We start from the raw sequence: 19,838 nt of genomic DNA on the forward strand, positions 1-19,838 counted from the left end.
CATGAGCAGCTTCCGAGCCCAGGCCATCGCTGGCCGCGTCGTCTTGGTCCACGACATGGCGGATCAGGTTGTCGTTTCCGAATTCGATGCCGCAGAGGCATCCACCCTGCTGCGCCAGCTTGAGGATGCGCTGAAGCAGGTGGTCCGGGGCCTCGCCCAGCAGGCGAGCGGGCCGATGAGCCCGGAGATGGTGGGCTAGCCACCCGCTTCGGACGATGGGCGGGCGGGCCGCGCCGGGGAGGTCCCGGCGGCGGCCCACCCGCGGGGTCATGCCGAGAGGGCGCCGCGGATGGCGGCCAGGGCCTCGGCGGACTTGTCGCCCTCCGGGCCGCCGGCCTGGGCCATGTCGGGGCGGCCGCCGCCGCCCTTGCCTCCGACTGCGGCCGAAGCGGCGCGGACGAGGGCTACGGCGTCGGCCTTGCCCTTCGCGGCCTCGCCCACGGCGACGACGATGCTGGCCTTGCCCTCTGCGCTGGAGACGAGGGCGACGACGTCGGCAGTGCCGCCCTTGAGGATGGCTTCGGCGAGGGACTTCAGGTCGCGGGGCGGGACTTCGCCGAGGTCGCGGAGGGCGACGCGGAGGTCTCCGATCTGCTCCGCCTCGGCCGCGGAGGCGCCGGTGGCGAGCTTGCGGCGGAGGTCGGCGATCTCGCGCTCTAGCTTGCGGCGGTCCTCGACCAGGGCGGCGATGCGGGTGGGGAGTTCGCTCGCGGGGACCTTGAGGGTGGCGGCGGCCTCGCGGAGAGTGCGCTGCTCTTCCTCGATCAGGGCGAGGGCAGTGGCGCCGGTGACGGCTTCCACGCGGCGGACGCCCGCGGAGACGGCGCTCTCACCCACGATCTTGAAGAGGCCGATGTCGCCGGTGCGGGCGACGTGGGTGCCGCCGCAGAGCTCGAGGGAATAGACGCCGTGCTTAGCGGTGGCTTCGGGGTCGTGGCCCATGCCGACGACGCGGACCTCGTCGCCGTACTTCTCGCCGAAGAGGGCCATGGCGCCGGCCTTCACGGCCTCGTCCGGGGTCATCAGGCGGGTGGTGACCTCGCCATTCTGGCGGATGCGGGCGTTCACCTCGGCCTCGGTCCAGGCCAGGTCCTCGGGGGACATGGGGGTGGGCTGGGAGACGTCGAAGCGGAGGCGGTCCGGGGCGTTGAGGCTGCCCTTCTGGGCGACGTGGTCGCCGAGGCGGCGGCGCAGGGCCTCGTGCAGGAGGTGGGTGGCGCTGTGGTGGGCACGGATGGCGCCGCGGCGGGTGTGGTCCACCTCCGCCACCACGGGGGCGTTGGGGTGGGCGATGCCGGACTCGACCTTCCCTATGTGGATGAAGAGGCCGAGCTTCTTCTGGGTGTCGCGGACCACGATCTCCATGTCGCCGGGGCCGCGGATGGTGCCGGTGTCGCCGACCTGGCCGCCGGATTCGGCGTAGAAGGGGGTCTGGTTGAGGACGACCTGGACTTCGGTGCCGGCGGTGGCTTCCGTGACTTCCTTGCCGTCCGCGACGATGGCGAGGATGGAGGCCTCGGCGCGCTCGGTGTTGTAGCCCTGGAATTCGGTGCCGGTGCCGAGCTTCTCCTTCAGGTCGAACCAGAGGGATTCGGTGGCGGCGTCGCCGGTGCCGGACCAGGCGGCGCGGGCGCGGCGGCGCTGTTCCTGCATGGCCGTCTCGAAGCCCGCGGTGTCGACGGGGCGGCCCTCGGAGCGGAGGGCGTCCTGGGTGAGGTCGAGGGGGAAGCCGAAGGTGTCGTAGAGGCGGAAGGCGACCTCGCCGGAGAGGGGCTGGCCTTCGCCGAGCTTCGCCGTCTCCTCCGCGAGGAGGCCGAGGCCGCGCTCGAGGAGGCTGCGGAAGCGGGTTTCTTCGAGGCGGAGGGTTTCGGTGGTGAGGGTCTCGGCGCGGACCAGTTCGGGGTAGGCGGCGCCCATCTGGCGGATGAGGACGGGGACCAGGCGGGGGAGCAGCGGGTCCTTCGCGCCCATCATGTGGGCGTGGCGCATGGCGCGGCGGAGGATGCGGCGGAGAACGTAGCCGCGGCCCTCGTTCGAGGGGAGGACGCCTTCGGCGATGAGGAAGGCGCCGGAGCGGAGGTGGTCTGCCACCACGCGGTGGCTGGCGCGGAAGGGGCCGTCCGGGTCCTGGCCGGTGGCTTCGGCGCTGGCGAGGATGAGGGCGCGGAAGGTGTCCGTGTCGTAGTTGTCGTGGACGCCCTGGAGGATGGCGGTGAAGCGCTCCATCCCCATGCCGGTGTCGATGCTGGGACGCGGGAGGGGGCGGCGGGTGCCGGGGGGCCCTTCCTCGTACTGCATGAAGACGAGGTTCCAGATCTCGATGAAGCGGTCGCCGTCCTCATCCGGGGAGCCGGGGGGGCCGCCGGGGATCTTGTCTCCGTGGTCGTAGAAGATTTCGGAGCAGGGGCCGCAGGGGCCGGTATCGCCCATGCGCCAGAAGTTATCGGAGGTGGCGATGCGGATGATCTTCTCATCCGGGAGGCCGGCGATCTTCTTCCAGAGGTCGGCCGCGTCCTCATCCTCATGGTAGACGGTGACGAGGAGCTTTTCCTTGGGGAGGGCGAAGTCCTTCGTCAGCAGGGTCCAGGCATGGGTGATGGCCTGTTCCTTGAAGTAGTCGCCGAAGGAGAAGTTCCCGAGCATCTCGAAGAAGGTGTGGTGGCGGGCGGTGTAGCCGACGTTGTCCAGATCGTTGTGCTTGCCGCCGGCGCGGACGCATTTCTGGGCGGTGGTGGCGCGGTTGTAGGGGCGCTTTTCCGCGCCGGTGAAGACGTTCTTGAACTGCACCATGCCGGAGTTGGTGAAGAGCAGCGTGGGGTCGTTGCGGGGCACCAGCGGGCTGCTTTCCACGACGGCGTGGCCGTTGCGGGCGAAGTAGTCCAGGAAGGTGGCGCGGACGTCGTTGCTGCTGGTCATGGGGCGACTTTTATTCCGATTCCTCGCGGGAACGCGACCGGGGCGTTTAGCCCGCGGGAGGCGGGGGAGCCAAGCCCGGCTAGGCGGAGCCTGCCGGACTGGGCTGCCCTGCCTCCCGCGAGCGGGGCGCGAAGCGCCATCGCCCGGCGGGGATGCGGCGGCCGACACCAGGGCGATGCGAAGCATCGTCCCGCCCCGCCCGCGATGCAGGGGCGTAGGGCGCGCGGGTGGGGCGGGACAACGCTGCGCGTTGCCCTGGTAATGGGCCGGCAGTGCCGGTGGGCGATGGCGCAGGGCGCCTCGCGCTGAGACGATGCTTCGCATCGCTCAGGGCCAACCAAACCTGACCACTCGGGGCATCGATCTGCGGCCCAGCGCCGCCTTTTCCAGCCAAGCGATGGCTTTCAGCCGGGGTTTGAGGGCCGCCAGCGCCGCCCGGGTGGTTGGAAGCCGGGTTGGGAGCGCCCTGGCGAGCATTTCGGACAAAAGGGGGTCCGGGAGGAGCCAGGGCGGGCCGTTGAGGGCGGTGCGGAGGCCGAGTTTACGGATCAGAAGGAGGAGGCGCATGCCTCCGAGGCGGGCGGCGCGGCGGGTGGCGCGGCAGATGGCGTACTCGATGGCGCGGAGAGGATGGTTAGGGGCGAGGGCCGGGTCCGCGAGGGTTTCGAGGAGGCGGTGCCAGAGGCCGGCATGGGTGAGGCGGCGGAAGTAGCGGGCGATGGTTTGGGTGTTGCCGTATTCGGGCGGGAGGGTGCGCCAGGGGTCGCCCGGGGTGCTGGCGAGGTGGAAGATGGCGTTTATGCGGGCGCGGAGGTCGGCGATGCGGCGGCCCTGTGGGGAGCGGGGGAAGACGTAGGGGAGAAGGGCGACCCAGGCGTCGTCGGTGAGCGGAGTCCAGGGGCGGGGTGGGGTGAGGCGAGACATGGGTGGACTCCTGCCTGGAAGCCTCACTCCTATAGGTAAAAATTCATATAGTCAAGGAATTTCCGTGGCACGAGTAGCTTCTAGAAGGCGAAAATCCTCTTTGGGTTTGCGCGGAGCGCGGCTACCACTGCCGTCTAGGGATTGAGAAAATTGGAGTTGTTATCAAAGAACGTTTCAACCTTCGATTTCGTAAAGCTCTTATCTTCGAACCAATAATATCTAAATGTCTTCAGCAACAAACGAGCTCCCAACTTGTCGTAATTCTGAATAGTACGCGTGAACGATAGGTCGAGGGTTAGCGATCGCTGCTCCCGACTAGATCCGACGTGCGCTGGCTGCGACTTCTTAATCACATTAAAACCAGCAAATTTCCCGTCCGGTCCAATCATGTACTGAACACAAGAGTCAGCAATCCGAGAGGCCGGCAGTTTGATAGCCTTTGCACGTCTGCTCAGAAGCTCGGCTTCAGCAACAAGAGCACCTTTAAACGCGCCCTCCTTGTAAGCCCAAAAGAACCAGTCTGGATCACTAACAATAACTTGTGGCAAGATCTTACCTTTACCAGCCCACTTTCCGAATTTTACTTCACTCCACATACAACTTCGTCCCGTTGAGAGGTGTTCCGAAATCCTCAGGATCGTTGCACAAGAATTTCCTGCAGGTCAAGCCATACACAAAATTTGCGGTAAAATCTAATGCTCTGGTACCCTAGCGGCGCCAGTAGTATCCGGAGATGAATTTGCCCGAGATCAGCCCACGTGACCCTCGCCATTTCGGACGGCGCCGCATCCAAAACGATGACGCTAGACCTGGCGATGTTCGTACGCCTTACCAGCGCGACCGAGCCCGAATCATCCATTCGGCTGCTTTTCGGCGTTTGCAAGGAAAAACACAGGTAATGGGAGTTGGTGAAGGCGACTACCATCGTACGCGCCTGACCCACTCGATCGAGTGTGCCCAAATCTGCGTTGGCTTACTCGACACGCTACATCGCAGTACCCAGCAACTTCCCCCCGATGTTTCGACTTGGCTCCCTGAGCGTGACTTAGCCGAAGCAGCGTGTTTCGCTCACGACTTAGGACATCCACCATTCGGTCACGGTGGAGAGCGAGCATTGCATTCTGAGATGGGACAGCATGGTGGCTTTGAAGGCAATGGCCAGACTCTCAGAATTATTGCACGGCTTGAAAAGTACGGGGTCAAAGGGGGTGGTATTGATCCAACGAGAAGGTTGGTGCTCGCTGTCTTAAAGTATCCAGCACCTTATAGCGAATTCGTCTTCAATCCAATGCATCCACCAAAATGTTACTTTGATGAGGAAAACTCCATCGTTAACTGGGCTCTCGACGGACTGTCTGAACACGATCGACTTCGATTTCCGGAGCGTTCGGTTGATGGAAAGACAAAATACAAGACGTTCGACTGTTCCCTGATGGAGATTGCGGACGACATTGCTTATGGCATTCATGACATCGAAGACATCGTTGCACGCCGTTTAGTCGATCGCGACGAAATTTCTCACGCTCTCACCGATGCCTTTGCACAAATTGGGGGCACCCTCACATCGGGGCTTATTTCGCTGTCCGCTTCTTCTGTCGAAAGCGCACTGTACTCCAACAGCCGCGATCGAAAACAGATTGTTTCAATGCTCGTTAATGCGATGGTGACAAGCGTTAGGGTTGTTCAAGATTCAAACTTTGAGCATCCACTTTTGTCCCTTCAGGCAAAACTTGGAAGTCCCGAGGAAAAGTTGCTTGAAAAACTCAAGAAGTTCGCTTTTGAGCTGGTAGTGCGTAGAGCCAGAGTTCAACAACTGGAACACAGAGGCCAGTGGATTGTGTCTAAGCTTTTCCAAGCTTTAAGTGCGCAACCGGAGCAGCTCATTCCTTCCAATTCATGGACTGAGGGCGAGACTGACGCAACTCAAGAACGTCGTGTCTGCGACTATGTCGCAGGGATGACCGACGCGTACGCCGAAAAAATTTACAGCCGATTTTATTTGCCGGGATTCGGCAGTAGCAGCGATGAACTCTAGCTTTGGAAAAGCTCAACGGTTTTATGCAAATTCACTGAGGAATGAGGCAAGCTGAAATGTAAAACTCAAGGTTGTGACGGGAGAGCGGGCGATACGATCCCCGCTTTCTCCAAATATTGTGGCAGGCTTGGCACCTTCCTACCCCCGGCCCATCCTCTCAGTTCCCTTCCCCAGAACCGGAGCCCTCCCCCATGGACGACACCGCCCGCGCCGCGATCAAGGCCCTTCAGCCCGAGCTGACCGCCATCCGCCGCGACATCCATGCCCATCCGGAGATGGGGATGGAGGAGGTGCGGACCTCCCGCCTCGTAGCCGACACCCTGCGGGGCTGGGGGCTGGAGGTGACGGAGGGCGTCGGGAAGTTCGGGGTGGTGGCGACGCTCAAGGGGCAGCTGCCCGGGCAGCGGGCGATCGGGCTGCGGGCGGACATGGACGCGCTGGCGATCGAAGAGGCGACGGGGCTGCCGCACGCCTCCACGGTGAAGGGCACGATGCACGCGTGCGGGCATGACGGGCACACGACGATGTTGCTGGGGGCGGCGCGGCACCTCTCGCAGAACCCGGATTTCGGGGGGACGGTGCAGTTCATCTTCCAGCCGGCGGAGGAGGGACGCGGGGGCGCCAAGGCGATGCTGGCGGACGGGTTGTTCGAGCGGTTCCCGGTGGATGCGGTGTACGGGCTGCACAATGAGCCGGGGTTGCCGGTGGGGCAGTTCGCGACGCGGACGGGGCCGGCGCTGGCGGCAGCGGACCGGTTTACCGTGACGTTCCGAGGGACGGGCGGGCATGGCGGGGCGGCGGCGCATCTTTCGACGGACGTGACGGTGCTGCAGGCGCAGTTCGTGCTGGCGTTGCAGACCATCGTTTCCCGGAACATCGCGGCGGTGGATACGGCGGTGGTGAGCGTGGGGGCGATCCATGGCGGGTCCATGGAATCGCTGAACGTGATGCCGGCGGAGCTGGTGCTGGGGGGGACAGCGCGGAGTTATACGCCGGCTGTGCGCGACACGATCGAGCGGCGAATGGGGGAGTTGGCGCAGGCGCTGGCTTCGGCCTTCGGGTGCTCGGCGGAGGTGTCGTACCGGCGGGGGACGTCGCCGCTGGTCAACCATGCCGAGCAGACGGAGGTGGCGAAGGCCGCGGCCGGGGCGCTGGTGGGTGCCGGGAGTGTTGAGGGGGATGCGCCGCTGGTGCTGGGGGCGGAGGATTTCTCCTCCATGCTGGAGGCGCGGCCGGGGGCGTTCATGTTTATGGGGAATGGCGGGGGTGGGGCCACGAGCGAGGGGCTGCACACGCCGAATTACGACTTCAACGACGAGGCCATTCCGTATGGGGTGGGGTACTGGGTGAGCGTGGTGGAGCAGGAGTTGGGGAGCGTGGGGGCGGGGTAGTCCCCTGCCCTATTCGTGCGGGTGTTGGCGGGTTTCCCCGGCAGCCCGTTAGAAGAAGATGATGGGGGTTCCAAGGGGGAAGAATTCGTTCTTCCCCCTTGGGCATTTCAGGCGGGGCGCACGTCCATGGCGAGGGTCATCTCGTCGGCGCGCGGGGTGTGGGTGTAGCCCTGGCGCATGGCCCAGATGTTCTTCTGGACGTGCAGGGGGATCCAGGCGACGTCGGCGGCGGCGATCCTTGTGGCGTCCTGCATGAGTTTTTCGCGGGCCGCGTCGTCGTTGGTGGACATGGCCTGTTCGAGGACCTGATCGTAGCGGGGGTTGCTGTAGCCGGTGCGGTTCACGGTGCCCCAGCCCTTTTCCATGTCGCGGGTGCCGAGGAGGCCGCGGAGGCCGGAGGAGGGTTCGCCGTTGGAGTTGGCCCAGCCGCCCATGGAGACGGAGTTGTCCAGGCGGGCGACGCGCTGGGCGACGACGGCGAAGGGCATGGTGTCGACCTTCGTGCGGATGCCGATGCGGGTCCACATCTGGCCGATGCTCTGGGCGACCTGCGCGTCGTTGATGTAGCGGTCGTTGGAGGCGAGGAGGGTGAGGGTGAAGCCGTTGGGGAGGCCGGCTTCCTGGAGGAGCTTGCGGGCCTTGTCGGCGTCGAAGGCGGTGGGCGGCAGGTCGGGGACGTGGCCATAGGCGCCGGGGGGCATGAACTGGGCGGTGGGGAGGGCGGCGCCGGCCATGATGCGGTCGGCGATGGCGGGGCGGTTGATGGCTGACGTGAGGGCTTGGCGGACGCGGAGGTCCGTCATGGGGTTGCGGATGGGTTCACCGTTGGGGCCGGTGACGTAGGGGGATTCGGGGCGGAAGTCGGTGCGAAGGTAGACGGAGCGGAGGCTGGTGACTTCCGAGATGCGGATGCGCGCTTCGGTGCGGAGGCGGGCGAGGTCGGCGGTGGGGACGGCGTCGATGAAGGCGACGTCGCCGGCCTGGAGGGCGGCGGTGCGGGCGCCGTCGTTCGCGATGATGCGGTAGTTGACGCGCTGCCAGGCGGGCTTTTGGCCCCAGTAGGCGTCGTTGCGTTCCAGTTCCACCACGTCGCCGCTGCGGAAGGCGATGAGGCGGTAGGGGCCGGTGCCGATGGCGTTCTTGCCGTTGTTGAAGTCGCCGGTGTTCGGGGCCTCGCCGAGGCCTCGGGGGATGATGGTGAACTGGGAGCAGTCGGCGGGGAGGAGGGGGTAGATTCCGGCGGTGCGCATGCGGATGCGGTGGGGGTCCACGACCTGCATGGACTGGATGGCCTTGGTAAAGACGACGAAGGAGCCGGGGCTGTTCACGACCTTGGGGATGCGGTTGACGGTGTAGACCACGTCCTCCGCCGTGAAGGGGTCGCCGTTGTGAAACCTTACGCCCTGGCGGAGCTGGAATTCCCAGGTGGTTTCGTCGACGAGGCGCCAGGATTCGGCGAGGCCGGGGATGAGGCGGCCCTGGGCGTCGCGGTGGACCAGGGCGTCGAAGATGTGCTGGGCGAGGGCGTTGTTGGGGGTGAGGGTGTAGTAGTGCGGGTCCACGGAGCTGGGCGGGGCGCTGACGGCGAGGTTTAGCGTGGCGGTGCTGACGGGCTGGGCTTCGGCGGAGCGTTCTCGGAGCGTCAGGAGCGCGGGGGCGGCGGCGAGGATGAGGCGGCGGGGGATGGCGGGCATGCGGGGGCTCCTCCGGTGATGGCCGGGTGGTGCGGTGGCAGCTTTCCTCTTTCGTGAGCGAACCAGCGGGGGGAGCGGGGTGTCAAGCGCGCCGGGATCCGGCGCGAGAAGGTTGCGTGACGCGGGCGGGGGTGACGCTTGACAGGGATGGGGCCCCTGCCCTGCTTGGGCGGCCCTCGGGTTTGCGGGCGGGGCATGGTCTGGAAGGGTGCTGCGGGGATGGTGCGATACGATCTGGTGGTGATCGGCAGCGGGCCCTCGGGGCGGCGGGCGGCGGTGCAGGCGGCGAAGCTCGGGCGCTCCGTGCTGGTGGTGGAGAAGGGGCGACGCGTGGGCGGGGTGTCCGTGCATACGGGGACCATTCCGTCCAAGACGCTGCGGGAGACGGTGCTGAACCTGACAGGGTGGCGGGAGCGCGGGTTCTACGGGCTGGCGTACCGCGTGAAGAAGGACATCGAGGCGGGCGACCTGATGGCCCGGCTGCACAAGACGCTGGAGCACGAGGTCGAGACGCTGGACGACCAGTTCGCGCGGAACCGGGTGCACGTGCTGCGGGGGCTGGCGAGCTTTGTCGATCCGCACCGGATCGAGGTGCAGGAGGAGGCGGGGGAGAGCCGGGTGGTGGAGGCCGACCGTTTCGTGATCGCGGTGGGGACGCGGCCGCTGCGGCCGGCGCATATCCCGTTCAACGGGGAGACGGTGCTGGACAGCGACGAGCTGGTGGAGCTGAAGGCGCTGCCGCGGTCCATGACGGTGGTGGGAGCCGGGGTGATCGGGGTGGAGTACGCGACGATCTTCTCGGCGCTGGATATCCGGGTGACATTGGTGGAGCCGCGGAACAGCTTTCTCGACTTCATCGACCGGGAGCTGGTGGACGACTTCGTGCACCAGCTGCGCGACCGGGGGGTGGGGTTCCGGCTGGGGTCGCGGGTGCAGTCCATCCAGTTCGAGAACGGGCAGCCGGTGGCGATCCTCGACGGTGGGCGGCGGGTGCGGTCGGAGATGCTGCTCTTCGCGGCGGGCCGGGTAGGGGCGACGGACACGCTGAACCTGGCGGCGTGCGGGCTGACCGCGGATGACCGGGGGCGCGTGGCCGTGGATCCGAAGACGTTCCAGACATCGGTGCCGCATGTGTACGCGACGGGGGATGTGATCGGGTTCCCGAGCCTCGCTTCCACCTCCATGGAGCAGGGGCGGATCGCGGCTTGCCATGCCTGCGGGCAGCCTCTGCCGCCGGCGCCGGCCTTCTTTCCCTACGGCATCTACTCGGTGCCGGAGATCTCGACGGTGGGGCTGAGCGAGGAGGAGGTCCGCAAGGCCGGCACGCCCTACGAGTGCGGGATCGCGCGGTTCCGCGAGACCTCGCGCGGGCACATCATGGGGCTGAACGGGGGGCTGCTGAAGCTGATCTTCTCGATGGAGACGCGGCGGCTGCTGGGGGTGCACATCGTCGGCGAGGGCGCGACGGAGCTGGTGCATATCGGGCAGGCCGTGCTGAACCTCGGCGGCACGCTCGACTACTTCATCGAGAACACCTTCAACTACCCGACGCTCGCCGAGGCCTACAAGATCGCGGCGCTGGATGCCTGGAACCGGCTGACGCCGCGCAGCGAAGGGGTGGCGGAAGTGTCCGCCGCGGTGCCGGGGGTTTAGGAGGCCGGGGGTCTAGGAGTCGGAAGGGCCGCGCCCGGAGGCGCGGCCCTTCTCTTCTCGGCGCGACGCGGGGATCACTCCGCGGCGGCGGCCTCCTCGGCATCCGGGGTGGTCATCATGGCATTGGCCACGACGCCGGCCTGGGCGCGGATGCGCTGCTCCACGCTCTCGGCCATGGCCGGGTTGTCGCGGAGGAACTGCTTGGCGTTCTCGCGGCCCTGGCCGATGCGCTGGCTGTCGCAGGAGAACCAGGCGCCGGACTTCTCGACCACGCCGGCCTTCACGCCGAGGTCCAGGAGCTCGCCGACCTTGGACACGCCCTCTCCGTACATGATGTCGAACTCGACCTGCCGGAACGGCGGGGCCATCTTGTTCTTCACCACCTTCACGCGGGTCTGGTTGCCCGTGGTCTCCTCGCGGTCCTTGATCTGGCCGATGCGCCGGATCTCCAGGCGGACGGAGGCGTAGAACTTCAGCGCGTTGCCGCCCGTGGTCGTCTCCGGGTTGCCGAACATGACGCCGATCTTCAGCCGGATCTGGTTGAGGAAGATCATCATGCAGTTGGAGCGGCTGATGGAGCCGGTGAGCTTGCGCAGCGCCTGGGACATGAGGCGGGCGTGCAGGCCGACATGGCTGTCGCCCATCTCGCCCTCGAGCTCGGCGCGCGGCACGAGCGCGGCGACGGAGTCGATCACCAGCACGTCAATAGCGCCGGAACGCACCAGCGTGTCGGCGATCTCAAGCGCCTGCTCGCCGGCGTCGGGCTGGGAGATGAGGAGGTTGTCCACGTCCACGCCGAGCTTCCTGGCGTAGCCGGGGTCGAGCGCGTGCTCGGCGTCGATGAAGGCGCAGGTGCCGCCCTTCTTCTGGGCCTCCGCGACGCACTGCAGGGCGAGGGTGGTCTTGCCCGAGGACTCGGGGCCGTAGATCTCGATGATGCGGCCCTTGGGCAGGCCGCCGATGCCGAGCGCGAGGTCGAGGCCGAGCGAGCCGGTGGAGATCACCTCGATCTCCTCGTTCATCTGCTTGCCGCCCATCCGCATGATGGAGCCCTTCCCGAAGGAGCGCTCGATCTGGGAGAGAGCGGCCTCGAGAGCCTTGTTCTTTTCCATACTGGAAAGGTTCCTTGCGATCGGTGGACGCCCTTCGGCGTGCCACCGGCGGATGACGGAGCGGCATCTCGGCCGTCACATCACGCGCTTGTTAACCGGCCGGCTCGGTTGCGCACAAGCGCCAAACACGACCTCGGCTCGGGGTGTTCATATTACGTTCTCGGCAGGAAAGTTCAAGGGAGATCGTGCCCGGGAAGGCGGGAAACGAGCTCCACGAGCTGAGCGGGACGGTAGGGCTTGGCGAGGAAAACGACCCCGTCCCGGCCCATGTCCTGGCCCAGTGCGGCCTCGGCGTAGCCGCTGACGAGCACCACCGGCATATGGGGAAGGAGGGCGCGTGTCGCACGGGCCAGGGCCACCCCGTCCAGGCCGGGCATGGCGATGTCGGAGACGAGGGCGGCGGGGCGGAGCCCGTCCTCGATCATTTCCAGGGCGGCGTCGCCGTCCTCCGCCTGGGTGACCTGATGGCCGGCACGTTCCAGCGCCACGGCTGCGAGGCGGCGGAGCGGGGCCTCGTCGTCCACGAGCAGGATGTGGCGACCGGCCACGATCGCCGGGGCCGCCGGGAGGGCGGGCTCGGGATCCGCCTCCCCCTCGTGCCGGGGGAGGTGGATGCGGAAGCGAGTGAGGCCGGGGCGGCTCTCGATCCGCAGGGCGCCGCCGGACTGGCGGACGATGCCGTGCACGGTGGCGAGGCCGAGGCCGGTGCCGCCCTCCGCGGCGCGGGTGGTGAAGAAGGGCTCGACGATGCGGGGGAGGATCTCCGGCGGGATGCCGCGGCCGGTGTCCGTCACCTCCAGCACGGTCCAGCGGCCGGGCGGGAGGGGGTCGGGGTGTCCGGGCTCCTCCCGCAGGGCGAGGGCGGTGTCGGTGGCGATGGTCAGCGCCCCCTCTCCTCCCATCGCGCTGCGGGCGTTGGTGGCGAGGTTGAGGAGGATCTGGTCCAGCTGCACGGGATCGACGCGGACGCGGCGGCCGAGGGCGCCGGGGCGGATCTCCAGCGCGATGCCGGGGCCGAGGAGGCTGCGCAGCATGGGGGTGGCGGCGGCGACGCCCTCGTCCAGGTCCAGCACGCGCGGCTCGAGGTGCTGGCGGCGGGCGAAGGCGAGGAGGCGGCGGACGAGGGCGGCGCCGCGGGCGGCGGCGTCCTGGGCGGGGCGCAGCTCCTCCCGCGCCGCGGGGGCGGCGAGGATCGCGGCGTCGGCCGCGCCGAGGATGATGGAGAGGAGGTTGTTCACGTCGTGCGCGATGCCGCCGGCGAGGGCGCCGATGGCGCGCAGGCGCTCGCCGGCCTCGGCCTCCTCGCGGTGGCGGGCGCGCTCGGACAGGTCCTCCGCCAGGAGGGCGCGGGTGCCGTCCGGCAGGGGGACGAGGCGCAGGAGGACGGGGATGGGCGCCCTTCCCTCCTCCGCGGCGAGCGCGGCCTCCAGCGGCGGCGGGACGGGGGAGCCGAGCCAGGTCGCGACGGAGTCGCGGGTGGCGGGATCGACGAGCGAGAGGGCGTGGGTGCCCGGGCGGACCGGGAGGGCCGGGCCGAGCAGCGCGCGCAGGGCGGGATTGGCGCGGAGCACCGTGCCGCCGGCATCCAGCAGGGCGGCGCCGGATGGCAGCGCCTCGAGCAGCGCCGCGAGGCCCGCATCCCCGGACGCCGTGGGGCCGAATAGGTTCAGGATGCTGTCTGCCACGGGATGCAGCCTAGCGCGCGGGCGGGGCGCGTCCATCAGGCGCCCTCCCCTACCCCGCGGCGGGCGCGGGCGCGCCAGACGAAGGCGATGATCTCGGCGACCGCGCCGTAGTGCTCCGGCGGGATTTCCGTCTCCAGCTCCAGCTTGAAGAGGGCGCGTGCGAGGGGCGGGTTGGAGACGAGCGGCACGCCCGCCTCCCGCGCCTTCTCGCGGATGCGCGCCGCCACCTCGTCCGCGCCCTTGGCGAGGATCTTCGGGGCGGCGTTCGAGCCCTCCTCGTAGCCGAGGGCGACGGCGTAGTGGGTGGGATTGGTGACGACGACGGCGGCCTTCGGGACGGCGGCCATCATGCGGCGGCGCGCCATCTTCTGTCGGAAGGCCCTCTGCTTCGCCTTCACGTGCGGGTCGCCCTCCGAGTCCTTCGCCTCCTCCTTCATGTCCTGGCGGCTCATGCGGAGGCGGTGGAGGTGGCGGAAGCGGACGAGGAAGAGGTCCGCGCCGGCGAGGAGCGCGAAGGCGGCGAGGGTGGCGGCGACGAGGCGGAGCGCGCCGTCCGCGACGGTTTCGAGGAGGATCGCGGCGGGCTGGTGCATGACCGCCGCCAGCAGTTCCGGCGCGCCGCCGGCGTGCCAGATCGCGGCGCCGACGAGGGCCATCTTCAGGAGGGTCTTCCCGAACTCGATGAGGGATTCGGCGCCGAGGATGCGCTTCAGCCCGGCCATCGGCGAGAGGCGGGAGAGCTGCGGCGCCAGGCCCTTCGCGGAGACGAGGCCGCGGGTCTGCAGGAGGGTGGTGGCGGCGGCGCCAAGGGCGGCGGCACCGAGGACGGGCAGGAGGAGGCTGCCGGAGGGCAGCAGCACCTCCAGCGCCGCCTGCGGGGTGAGCTCGTGCCCGCGCTCCAGGATGCCGCGGAGGGCGCGGAGCAGGTCGCGGCCGAGCGACGGCATGGCGGCGCCGGCGGCGAGCACGGCGAGGAGGAGGGCGGCGAAGCCGGAGGCTTCCCGCGAGTTCGGGACCTGGCCTTCCTCCCGCGCCTTCTCCAGGCGCCGGGCGCTGGGGGATTCGGTCTTGTCCTCGGCCTCGTCGCCGCCCTCCTCGGCCATTAGCGCAGGCCCGGGAGGTCGGCCCAGCCGGCGGCGAGGGCCCCCTGGAAGGTGGCGAGGAGGGGCGGCGCGAGGAGGGCGAGAAGGGCGAGGCCGGCGATGATCTGGCCGGGGGCCGCGACGAAGAAGACCTGCACCGAGGGCGCCACGCGCGAGACGAGGGCCATGGCGAGGTTGATGGCGACGGCCACCACGACGAAGGGGCCGGCGAGGCGGAGCGCGAGGGCGAGCATGGCGGTGCCCGCCTCCGCCATCTCGTTCGCGGCGGCGCCGGCGGGCCAGGGGGTGCCGGGGGGCATCAGCGTGTAGGATTCGGCGAGCGCGCGGAGAGGCAGGGCGTAGAGGCCGGTCGAGAGGACGAGCACGGCCGCGGCGAGGGTGCCGAGGCGGCCGAGGGCGGAGGCACCGCTGCCGAGGCCCGGGTCCTGCGCCAGGATGTTGCCGAGGCCGAGCAGGGCGGCGGCGGCCTGGAGCGCGACGGAGAGGGCCATGGCGAGCAGGCGCGCGAGGCCGCCGACCCAGAGACCGGTCGCGACCTCGAGCACGATCAGGCGCAGCGTTTCCGCGGCGGAGTCGGGCGCGGCGGGAAGGCTGGGGGAGAGCACCGGCAGGAGCACGGGGACGAGGGCGAGGGCGATCGCGAGGCGGACGGGCGCGGGGATGTCGGCTTCCCCGAGGCCGGGCAGGATCATGGAGGCGGCGCCCATGCGCGCGAGGACGAGCACGGCCCCGAAGGCCAGGGACGGGAGGGCGGCGAGGAAGGCGGCCTCCGTCACCGGCCGCCCCCGCTCACAGCCCGCCCAGGGTGACCATTCGGTCGAAGAGGGTGACGGTCCAGTCGTGCAGCACGCCGACCATGAAGGGGCCGAGCAGGAGCATCGCGCCGCCGGCGACGGCGAGCTTCGGCAGGAAGGCGAGCGACTGCTCCTGGATCTGGGTGAGGGCCTGGAGGACGGAGACGGCGAGGCCGACAACGAGGAGCGCGACGAGCGGCGGCGCGCCGATCTGGAGGGTGACCCAGAGGGTGTCGCGCATGGACTGGGCGACGAGGTCGGTTTCCATCAGCGGGGATCCATCAGATCGGCATCCGCATGATGTCCTGGTAGGCGGAGACGACGCGGTCCCGCACGGCGACGGCGGTCTGCAGGGCGAGTTCGGCCTGGCTGACGGCGAGGACGGTGTCGGTGACGCTGACGGTTCCGAGCATGGCGCCGGTGCTGGCGGCGTCGGCCTGACGGCCGGCCTGCACCGTGCCCTCGATGGCGCGCTGGAGGGCGCTGCCGAAGCCCTCGGCGGGGTTCGAGGCGGGGGTTGCCGTGGCGGTGCGGTAGGCGGCGGCCGCGCCCATCGCGTTCACGGCGGCCGTGCCGATGGGGGCGGGCATCAGCGGAGCGCCTCGATGGCGCGGGTGAGCATGCCGCGCGTCGTCTCCAGCACGGAGAGGTTGGCGCTGTAGGTGCGCTGGGCCTCGCGCATGTCCATCACCTCGATGAGGCTGTCCACGTTCGGGGTCTTGACGTAGCCGGCGGCGTCGGCGGCGGGGTGGGAGCGGTCATAATGGCGGGGGAACGCCCCGGGGGCGCCCGCGATGCGGCTGACGGCGACGGCGCGGGTGCCGGTCTCGCGGTCCAGGCGGTCCGCAAAGGAGACGGTGCGGCGGCGGTAGGGATCGGCACCGGGGCTCTCGCCGGTGCTGTCGCGGTTGGCGAGGTTCTCCGCCACGACGCGCAGGCGCGTGGACTGCGCGGCCATGCCGGCGGCGGAGATGCGGAGCGCCTTGTCGATGTCCATGCGGTTCCTCCGTTGCCCCTGCGCTACCCGTTGCGGCCGAGGGCGGTTCGGAACATGCCGTTCCAGCTCTTGTAGAGGCCCATGGCGAGGGCGTGGGCCGAATCGGTGTCGGCGACCTTCAGCGCCTGCGCGTCCAGGCTGACGGTGTTGCCGTTGGGCGAGACCTCCTCGGCCGGGGTGGCGCGGGCGGCGGGTGAGCCGGCGCCGGCGGGGGCGAGATGCCCGGGATCGGTGCGGGCGAGATGGCGGGGATCGGCGGCGCGGGCGAGGTGCCGGGCGAAGGGCGCGAGGTCCCGCGCGCGGTAGCCGGGGGTGTCGGCGTTGGCGATGTTGCGGGCCAGCAGTTCCTGCCGCCGGTCCAACCAGCGGAGGCGGGCTTCGGCGAGGTTCATCGGGGTGGCGCCCGAGATTTTGCCGGAGGGGGTTTTGCCGGTGGGGTCCATGCCGGCATCTTCGGCCGGAACCCTTAAGATCGGATGAAGGGCACGGCGGGCGGCGTTAACGGATCGGGAGGGATTCGGGGCGCATGGTCGGGTCATGACAAGCACGCCGCAAAATGCCGTGCTCGCCGCCGTCGATGAGTTGCACGGCGTGCTGAGCCTCGCCGAGGTCCTTCTCCAGGGGGGACGGGACCTCGATCTGCAAGGGCTGGAGGGGGAGGTGGCGGCGCTGTGCGACGCCGCCCTGGCGCTGCCGCGCGAGGAGGGGCGGTTGACGCGGCCGGCGCTGGCGGGGCTGCTGGCACAGGTGGACGGGCTGCGGTCGCGGATTTGCCGCGCCGGTGCCGGCGCATGAGGGCGGGCGATGGACGGCGGGATGGGGCAGTGGGTGACGGCGGCGGGGGCGCTCGCGCTGGTGCTCGGACTGCTGTGGCTGGTGGCGCGGCTGGCACGGCGCGGCGGGCTGGCGATGGCGGGGCCGCGGCGGATGAGGGTGGTGGAGGTGACGCCGATCGATTCGCGGCGGCGGGCGGTGATCCTGCGCGTGGACGGGCGGGAGGCGCTGGTCGTGACGGGGGGGCCTCAGGACAGCTTCCTTGGCTGGCTTCCGCCGCCGCCGTGATGCTGCTGGCGCCGGGGGTGGCGCTGGCGCAATCCGTGTCGCTGGATCTGGGCGGGTCGGGGACGGGCAGCACGGCGCGGCTGGTGCAGCTGACGGCGCTGATCGGGCTGCTCTCGCTCGCCCCTTCCCTTCTGGTGATGGCGACGGCCTTCGCGCGGATCGTCATCGTGCTCTCGCTGCTGCGGAGCGCGATCGGGGCGCAGGGGATCCCGCCGAATCCGGTGCTGATCGGGCTGGCGCTGTTCCTGACCTTCTTCGTCATGCAGCCGGTGGTGGAGGCAAGCTGGGCGCAGGGGCTGCAGCCGATGCTTGCGGGGCAGATGACGGAGCTGGACGGGCTGGCGGCTTCGGCGGAGCCGTTCCGACGGTTCATGGCCGCGAATGCGCGGGAGACGGATCTCGCGCTGTTCCTGGACCTGGCGGGGCTGCCGGCGCAGGCGGGGGCGGATCAGGCGCCGTGGCGCGCCCTGGTGCCGGCCTTCATGGTGAGCGAGCTGCGACGGGGTTTCGAGATCGGGTTTCTGATGTTCCTGCCGTTCCTCGTGATCGACCTCGTCGCGGCGTCGCTGCTGATGTCGCTGGGCATGATGATGCTGCCGCCGAGCGTGGTGGCGCTGCCGTTCAAGATCATCTTCTTCGTGATGGTGGACGGGTGGCGGCTGGTCTCGGCGAGCCTGGTGCAGGGCTTCGCCGGAAACTGAGAACGGCCGCCATGCCCCCGCGCCCCCAATCCGTCACCGCACGCCATCGTCCCTGGGGACGGTCAGGCGGGCGACGGCCAAACCGGGGGGCCGGTGGAGCATGGCGGCCGAAGGGGGAGACGGCCGCCGCGGCCCCGCGTTCCCAATCCGTCACCGCGCGCCCGGCATCGTCTCGATGAGCGGGCGGGCGACGGCCAAACGGGGAACCGGTGGAGCGCGGCGGCCGTAGCCGCTTGGCCCTGCCCTGGCGTTCAGGCCTGAGAGGGCAGGTGCTTCGCGATGTACGGGGGCAGGTTGAAGGAGCCCACGTGGATCTCCGGCGTCCAGTAGCCGGTGCGGCCGAGGATGCCGGCGCGCTCGGCACGGGCACGGATCACCTGAACGCTGACCGCACGCATCGACGCGTCCTTCGCGGCCCAGCCGAGGGTCATGAGGCCGCCAACGTAGGTGGGCACCGCGGCGACGTAGGCCGAGATGTCAGGGAAGGCCTTGCCGCGGCGGATCGAGGTCTCGGCGAGCTCCTCGGCCTGCATGATGGGGACGCCGCACTGGTTCACGATCAGGCCGCGATCCGAGAGCAGGCGCGCGGCGTTGGCGTAGAACTCGTCCGTGAAGAGAACCTCGCCTACGCCGATCGGGTCGGTGCTGTCCACAATCACGACGTCGAAGGAGCCGTCGGCCGCGTTACGGACGTAGTCGATGCCGTCGGCGACGAGAACCTCGGCACGCGGGTCGTTCCAGGCATCGCGGGCGACGCCGGGGAGGAACTCCTTCGCGAGACGGATCACCTCGCCGTCGATCTCGACCATGACGGCCTTCTCGACGTTGCGGTGCTCCAGCACGCGGCGGAGGACGCCGCCGTCGCCGGCGCCGATAATGAGGACGCGCTTGGCGTCGCCATGGGCGAGCAGCGGGACGTGCGTCAGCATCTCCTGGTAGACGAACTCGTCCATCTCCGTGATCTGGACGACGCCGTCGAGCAGCATGACGCGACCATGCGTCTCAGACTCGAAGACCATGATGTCCTGGAACTCGGACTTCACGCGGGCGAGCTCGCGCATCACGCGAAAGCGCTGGCCCCAGGCCTCGTAGAGCGACTCGTTCACCCAGGAGTCAGTGGTCATCGAAGGTCTCCGGACAGAAGAAGGGGGCGGACCCTAGGGTCCGCCCCCTGGTCTCGTGCGTGACGTTCTGGTGTCAGGCCTGCATGCCGCGGCGGTGCTCCGCCAGCTGCACGCGCTCCGGCAGGAAGCCGCGCTTCAGCACGGGGATCGCCAGGTAAGGGTCGCAGACGCCGCAGACGAAGATGTCGAGCGCGGCGTAGGACTTCTCGGGCCAGGTGTGGATCGAGACGTGGCTCTCGGCCAGCACGAGCACGCCGCTCACCCCGCCATTCGGCTGGAAGTGGTGGAAGTGGCCGTGCAGGATCGTGGCGCCCGTCTCGATCGCGGCCTCGCGCAGCACCTCGTCGATGTGCGCGGGATCGTCGAGGTTCGTGGCACCCCAGAGATCGATAATCAGGTGAGTCCCGGCGAAGCGGACGCCGTTCTTCTCGACGAAGTAGTCCTTCGCCTCTTCAGTGAACTGGGCTTCGCTCGGGCTTGCATCCGAGACCATCCCCAGCGGAGCAACGTGAAAGTCCATTTGGGCCCCCATTCCTCGACCGGCAGATGACCAGGACGATCGGAAATTCGATCAGGTCAACGCCGGCGCATATGAGGCACCGGCCCCCCTATCGCAAGTGAAATCGGAAATTTCTGGCCGAAAAAAA

At 68.9% G+C, this 19,838-nt stretch carries 21 protein-coding genes; 7 read left to right on the top strand and 14 right to left on the bottom strand.

From position 1 onward, the window contains the following. Nucleotide 1 precedes the first annotated feature (1 nt). Nucleotides 2–199: a hypothetical protein gene (locus tag VQH23_RS24005; RefSeq protein ID WP_338663187.1), complete on the top strand. Its 198-nt coding sequence runs from the start codon at nucleotides 2–4 to the stop codon at nucleotides 197–199. Between the two features lie 68 nt (nucleotides 200–267). Here the strand turns inward: VQH23_RS24005 and alaS are convergent, their stop codons facing one another. The 3 genes from alaS to VQH23_RS24020 all read right to left on the bottom strand — a co-directional run bounded on the left by alaS (nucleotide 268) and on the right by VQH23_RS24020 (nucleotide 4,436). Then, nucleotides 268–2,916 (bottom strand): alanine--tRNA ligase, encoded by a 2,649-nt coding sequence (gene alaS, locus VQH23_RS24010; RefSeq protein ID WP_338663188.1) that lies wholly within the window; start codon nucleotides 2,914–2,916, stop codon nucleotides 268–270. Between the two features lie 327 nt (nucleotides 2,917–3,243). After that, entirely contained in the window at nucleotides 3,244–3,840 is a 597-nt protein-coding gene (locus tag VQH23_RS24015; RefSeq protein ID WP_338663189.1) for a transposase, read from the bottom strand. A gap of 134 nt (nucleotides 3,841–3,974) precedes the next feature. Beyond that, entirely contained in the window at nucleotides 3,975–4,436 is a 462-nt protein-coding gene (locus VQH23_RS24020; protein WP_338663190.1) for a hypothetical protein, read from the bottom strand. A gap of 137 nt (nucleotides 4,437–4,573) precedes the next feature. On the opposite strand from VQH23_RS24020, the gene VQH23_RS24025 reads away from it, so the two are divergent. Further along, a complete protein-coding gene (locus tag VQH23_RS24025; protein WP_338663191.1) occupies nucleotides 4,574–5,875 on the top strand; it encodes an anti-phage deoxyguanosine triphosphatase in 1,302 nt (433 codons plus the stop codon). Nucleotides 5,876–6,066: 191 nt separating this feature from the next. Next, a complete protein-coding gene (locus tag VQH23_RS24030; RefSeq protein WP_338663192.1) occupies nucleotides 6,067–7,266 on the top strand; it encodes a M20 aminoacylase family protein in 1,200 nt (399 codons plus the stop codon). A gap of 107 nt (nucleotides 7,267–7,373) precedes the next feature. On the opposite strand, the gene VQH23_RS24035 is transcribed toward VQH23_RS24030, so the two are convergent. Continuing rightward, nucleotides 7,374–8,960 (bottom strand): ABC transporter substrate-binding protein, encoded by a 1,587-nt coding sequence (locus VQH23_RS24035; protein WP_338663193.1) that lies wholly within the window; start codon nucleotides 8,958–8,960, stop codon nucleotides 7,374–7,376. A 219-nt stretch (nucleotides 8,961–9,179) separates the two neighbouring features. Between VQH23_RS24035 and sthA the strand changes: the two genes are divergently transcribed. Next, nucleotides 9,180–10,613 (top strand): Si-specific NAD(P)(+) transhydrogenase, encoded by a 1,434-nt coding sequence (gene sthA, locus VQH23_RS24040; protein WP_338663194.1) that lies wholly within the window; start codon nucleotides 9,180–9,182, stop codon nucleotides 10,611–10,613. Nucleotides 10,614–10,687: 74 nt separating this feature from the next. Here the strand turns inward: sthA and recA are convergent, their stop codons facing one another. From recA to VQH23_RS24080, 8 genes are all read right to left on the bottom strand, one after another. Next, the gene (gene recA, locus VQH23_RS24045; protein ID WP_338663195.1) at nucleotides 10,688–11,725 is read right to left on the bottom strand and encodes a recombinase RecA; all 1,038 of its coding nucleotides are present in this window, start codon (nucleotides 11,723–11,725) and stop codon (nucleotides 10,688–10,690) included. Between the two features lie 173 nt (nucleotides 11,726–11,898). Then, nucleotides 11,899–13,410 (bottom strand): ATP-binding protein, encoded by a 1,512-nt coding sequence (locus VQH23_RS24050; protein WP_338663196.1) that lies wholly within the window; start codon nucleotides 13,408–13,410, stop codon nucleotides 11,899–11,901. Between the two features lie 35 nt (nucleotides 13,411–13,445). Further along, nucleotides 13,446–14,513 (bottom strand): EscU/YscU/HrcU family type III secretion system export apparatus switch protein, encoded by a 1,068-nt coding sequence (locus VQH23_RS24055; RefSeq protein ID WP_338663197.1) that lies wholly within the window; start codon nucleotides 14,511–14,513, stop codon nucleotides 13,446–13,448. Then, the gene (locus VQH23_RS24060; protein ID WP_338663198.1) at nucleotides 14,513–15,289 is read right to left on the bottom strand and encodes a flagellar biosynthetic protein FliR; all 777 of its coding nucleotides are present in this window, start codon (nucleotides 15,287–15,289) and stop codon (nucleotides 14,513–14,515) included. The genes VQH23_RS24055 and VQH23_RS24060 overlap by 1 nt, the downstream gene beginning before the upstream one ends. 13 nt (nucleotides 15,290–15,302) lie before the next feature. After that, entirely contained in the window at nucleotides 15,303–15,575 is a 273-nt protein-coding gene (locus tag VQH23_RS24065; RefSeq protein ID WP_338663199.1) for a flagellar biosynthetic protein FliQ, read from the bottom strand. Nucleotides 15,576–15,588: 13 nt separating this feature from the next. Continuing rightward, nucleotides 15,589–15,897: a flagellar hook-basal body complex protein FliE gene (locus VQH23_RS24070; protein WP_338663200.1), complete on the bottom strand. Its 309-nt coding sequence runs from the start codon at nucleotides 15,895–15,897 to the stop codon at nucleotides 15,589–15,591. After that, nucleotides 15,897–16,304: a flagellar basal body rod protein FlgC gene (gene flgC / locus VQH23_RS24075; protein ID WP_338663201.1), complete on the bottom strand. Its 408-nt coding sequence runs from the start codon at nucleotides 16,302–16,304 to the stop codon at nucleotides 15,897–15,899. The genes VQH23_RS24070 and flgC overlap by 1 nt, the downstream gene beginning before the upstream one ends. A 23-nt stretch (nucleotides 16,305–16,327) precedes the next feature. Then, nucleotides 16,328–16,747, bottom strand: a complete 420-nt coding sequence (locus VQH23_RS24080; RefSeq protein WP_338663202.1) for a flagellar basal body protein — start codon at nucleotides 16,745–16,747, stop codon at nucleotides 16,328–16,330. A 94-nt stretch (nucleotides 16,748–16,841) separates the two neighbouring features. Between VQH23_RS24080 and VQH23_RS24085 the strand changes: the two genes are divergently transcribed. From VQH23_RS24085 to fliP, 3 genes are read left to right on the top strand one after another with little or no spacing between them, the layout of a single operon-like run. Then, nucleotides 16,842–17,099: a hypothetical protein gene (locus VQH23_RS24085; protein WP_338663203.1), complete on the top strand. Its 258-nt coding sequence runs from the start codon at nucleotides 16,842–16,844 to the stop codon at nucleotides 17,097–17,099. 9 nt (nucleotides 17,100–17,108) lie between these two features. Then, nucleotides 17,109–17,366 carry a flagellar biosynthetic protein FliO gene (locus tag VQH23_RS24090; RefSeq protein ID WP_338663204.1) on the top strand — a complete coding sequence of 86 codons (258 nt, stop codon included), beginning with the start codon at nucleotides 17,109–17,111 and terminating at the stop codon, nucleotides 17,364–17,366. Next, nucleotides 17,366–18,067 (top strand): flagellar type III secretion system pore protein FliP, encoded by a 702-nt coding sequence (fliP, locus tag VQH23_RS24095; RefSeq protein ID WP_338663205.1) that lies wholly within the window; start codon nucleotides 17,366–17,368, stop codon nucleotides 18,065–18,067. The genes VQH23_RS24090 and fliP overlap by 1 nt, the downstream gene beginning before the upstream one ends. Before the next feature lie 251 nt (nucleotides 18,068–18,318). On the opposite strand, the gene speE is transcribed toward fliP, so the two are convergent. Then, on the bottom strand, nucleotides 18,319–19,191 hold the full coding sequence (gene speE / locus VQH23_RS24100; RefSeq protein WP_338663206.1) for a polyamine aminopropyltransferase: 873 nt from the start codon (nucleotides 19,189–19,191) through the stop codon (nucleotides 18,319–18,321). A 73-nt stretch (nucleotides 19,192–19,264) separates the two neighbouring features. After that, nucleotides 19,265–19,711: an adenosylmethionine decarboxylase gene (gene speD, locus VQH23_RS24105; RefSeq protein WP_209372069.1), complete on the bottom strand. Its 447-nt coding sequence runs from the start codon at nucleotides 19,709–19,711 to the stop codon at nucleotides 19,265–19,267. Nucleotides 19,712–19,838 lie beyond the last annotated feature (127 nt).

The organism is Pararoseomonas sp. SCSIO 73927 (genome assembly GCF_037040815.1).
Taxonomy (GTDB): domain Bacteria; phylum Pseudomonadota; class Alphaproteobacteria; order Acetobacterales; family Acetobacteraceae; genus Roseomonas.

What these genes read in the sequence shown, in the direction of transcription:
- VQH23_RS24070 (WP_338663200.1), bottom strand. Translation starts at nt 15,897, where the DNA reads ATGCCCGCCCCCATCGGCACGGCCGCCGTGAACGCGATGGGCGCGGCC.
- recA (WP_338663195.1), bottom strand. Translation starts at nt 11,725, where the DNA reads ATGGAAAAGAACAAGGCTCTCGAGGCCGCTCTCTCCCAGATCGAGCGC.
- sthA (WP_338663194.1), top strand. Translation starts at nt 9,180, where the DNA reads ATGGTGCGATACGATCTGGTGGTGATCGGCAGCGGGCCCTCGGGGCGG.
- VQH23_RS24005 (WP_338663187.1), top strand. Translation starts at nt 2, where the DNA reads ATGAGCAGCTTCCGAGCCCAGGCCATCGCTGGCCGCGTCGTCTTGGTC.
- speD (WP_209372069.1), bottom strand. Translation starts at nt 19,711, where the DNA reads ATGGACTTTCACGTTGCTCCGCTGGGGATGGTCTCGGATGCAAGCCCG.
- VQH23_RS24080 (WP_338663202.1), bottom strand. Translation starts at nt 16,747, where the DNA reads ATGGACCCCACCGGCAAAACCCCCTCCGGCAAAATCTCGGGCGCCACC.
- VQH23_RS24020 (WP_338663190.1), bottom strand. Translation starts at nt 4,436, where the DNA reads ATGTGGAGTGAAGTAAAATTCGGAAAGTGGGCTGGTAAAGGTAAGATC.
- speE (WP_338663206.1), bottom strand. Translation starts at nt 19,191, where the DNA reads ATGACCACTGACTCCTGGGTGAACGAGTCGCTCTACGAGGCCTGGGGC.
- fliP (WP_338663205.1), top strand. Translation starts at nt 17,366, where the DNA reads ATGCTGCTGGCGCCGGGGGTGGCGCTGGCGCAATCCGTGTCGCTGGAT.
- alaS (WP_338663188.1), bottom strand. Translation starts at nt 2,916, where the DNA reads ATGACCAGCAGCAACGACGTCCGCGCCACCTTCCTGGACTACTTCGCC.
- flgC (WP_338663201.1), bottom strand. Translation starts at nt 16,304, where the DNA reads ATGGACATCGACAAGGCGCTCCGCATCTCCGCCGCCGGCATGGCCGCG.
- VQH23_RS24025 (WP_338663191.1), top strand. Translation starts at nt 4,574, where the DNA reads ATGAATTTGCCCGAGATCAGCCCACGTGACCCTCGCCATTTCGGACGG.
- VQH23_RS24085 (WP_338663203.1), top strand. Translation starts at nt 16,842, where the DNA reads ATGACAAGCACGCCGCAAAATGCCGTGCTCGCCGCCGTCGATGAGTTG.
- VQH23_RS24090 (WP_338663204.1), top strand. Translation starts at nt 17,109, where the DNA reads ATGGACGGCGGGATGGGGCAGTGGGTGACGGCGGCGGGGGCGCTCGCG.
- VQH23_RS24055 (WP_338663197.1), bottom strand. Translation starts at nt 14,513, where the DNA reads ATGGCCGAGGAGGGCGGCGACGAGGCCGAGGACAAGACCGAATCCCCC.
- VQH23_RS24035 (WP_338663193.1), bottom strand. Translation starts at nt 8,960, where the DNA reads ATGCCCGCCATCCCCCGCCGCCTCATCCTCGCCGCCGCCCCCGCGCTC.
- VQH23_RS24030 (WP_338663192.1), top strand. Translation starts at nt 6,067, where the DNA reads ATGGACGACACCGCCCGCGCCGCGATCAAGGCCCTTCAGCCCGAGCTG.
- VQH23_RS24065 (WP_338663199.1), bottom strand. Translation starts at nt 15,575, where the DNA reads ATGGAAACCGACCTCGTCGCCCAGTCCATGCGCGACACCCTCTGGGTC.
- VQH23_RS24015 (WP_338663189.1), bottom strand. Translation starts at nt 3,840, where the DNA reads ATGTCTCGCCTCACCCCACCCCGCCCCTGGACTCCGCTCACCGACGAC.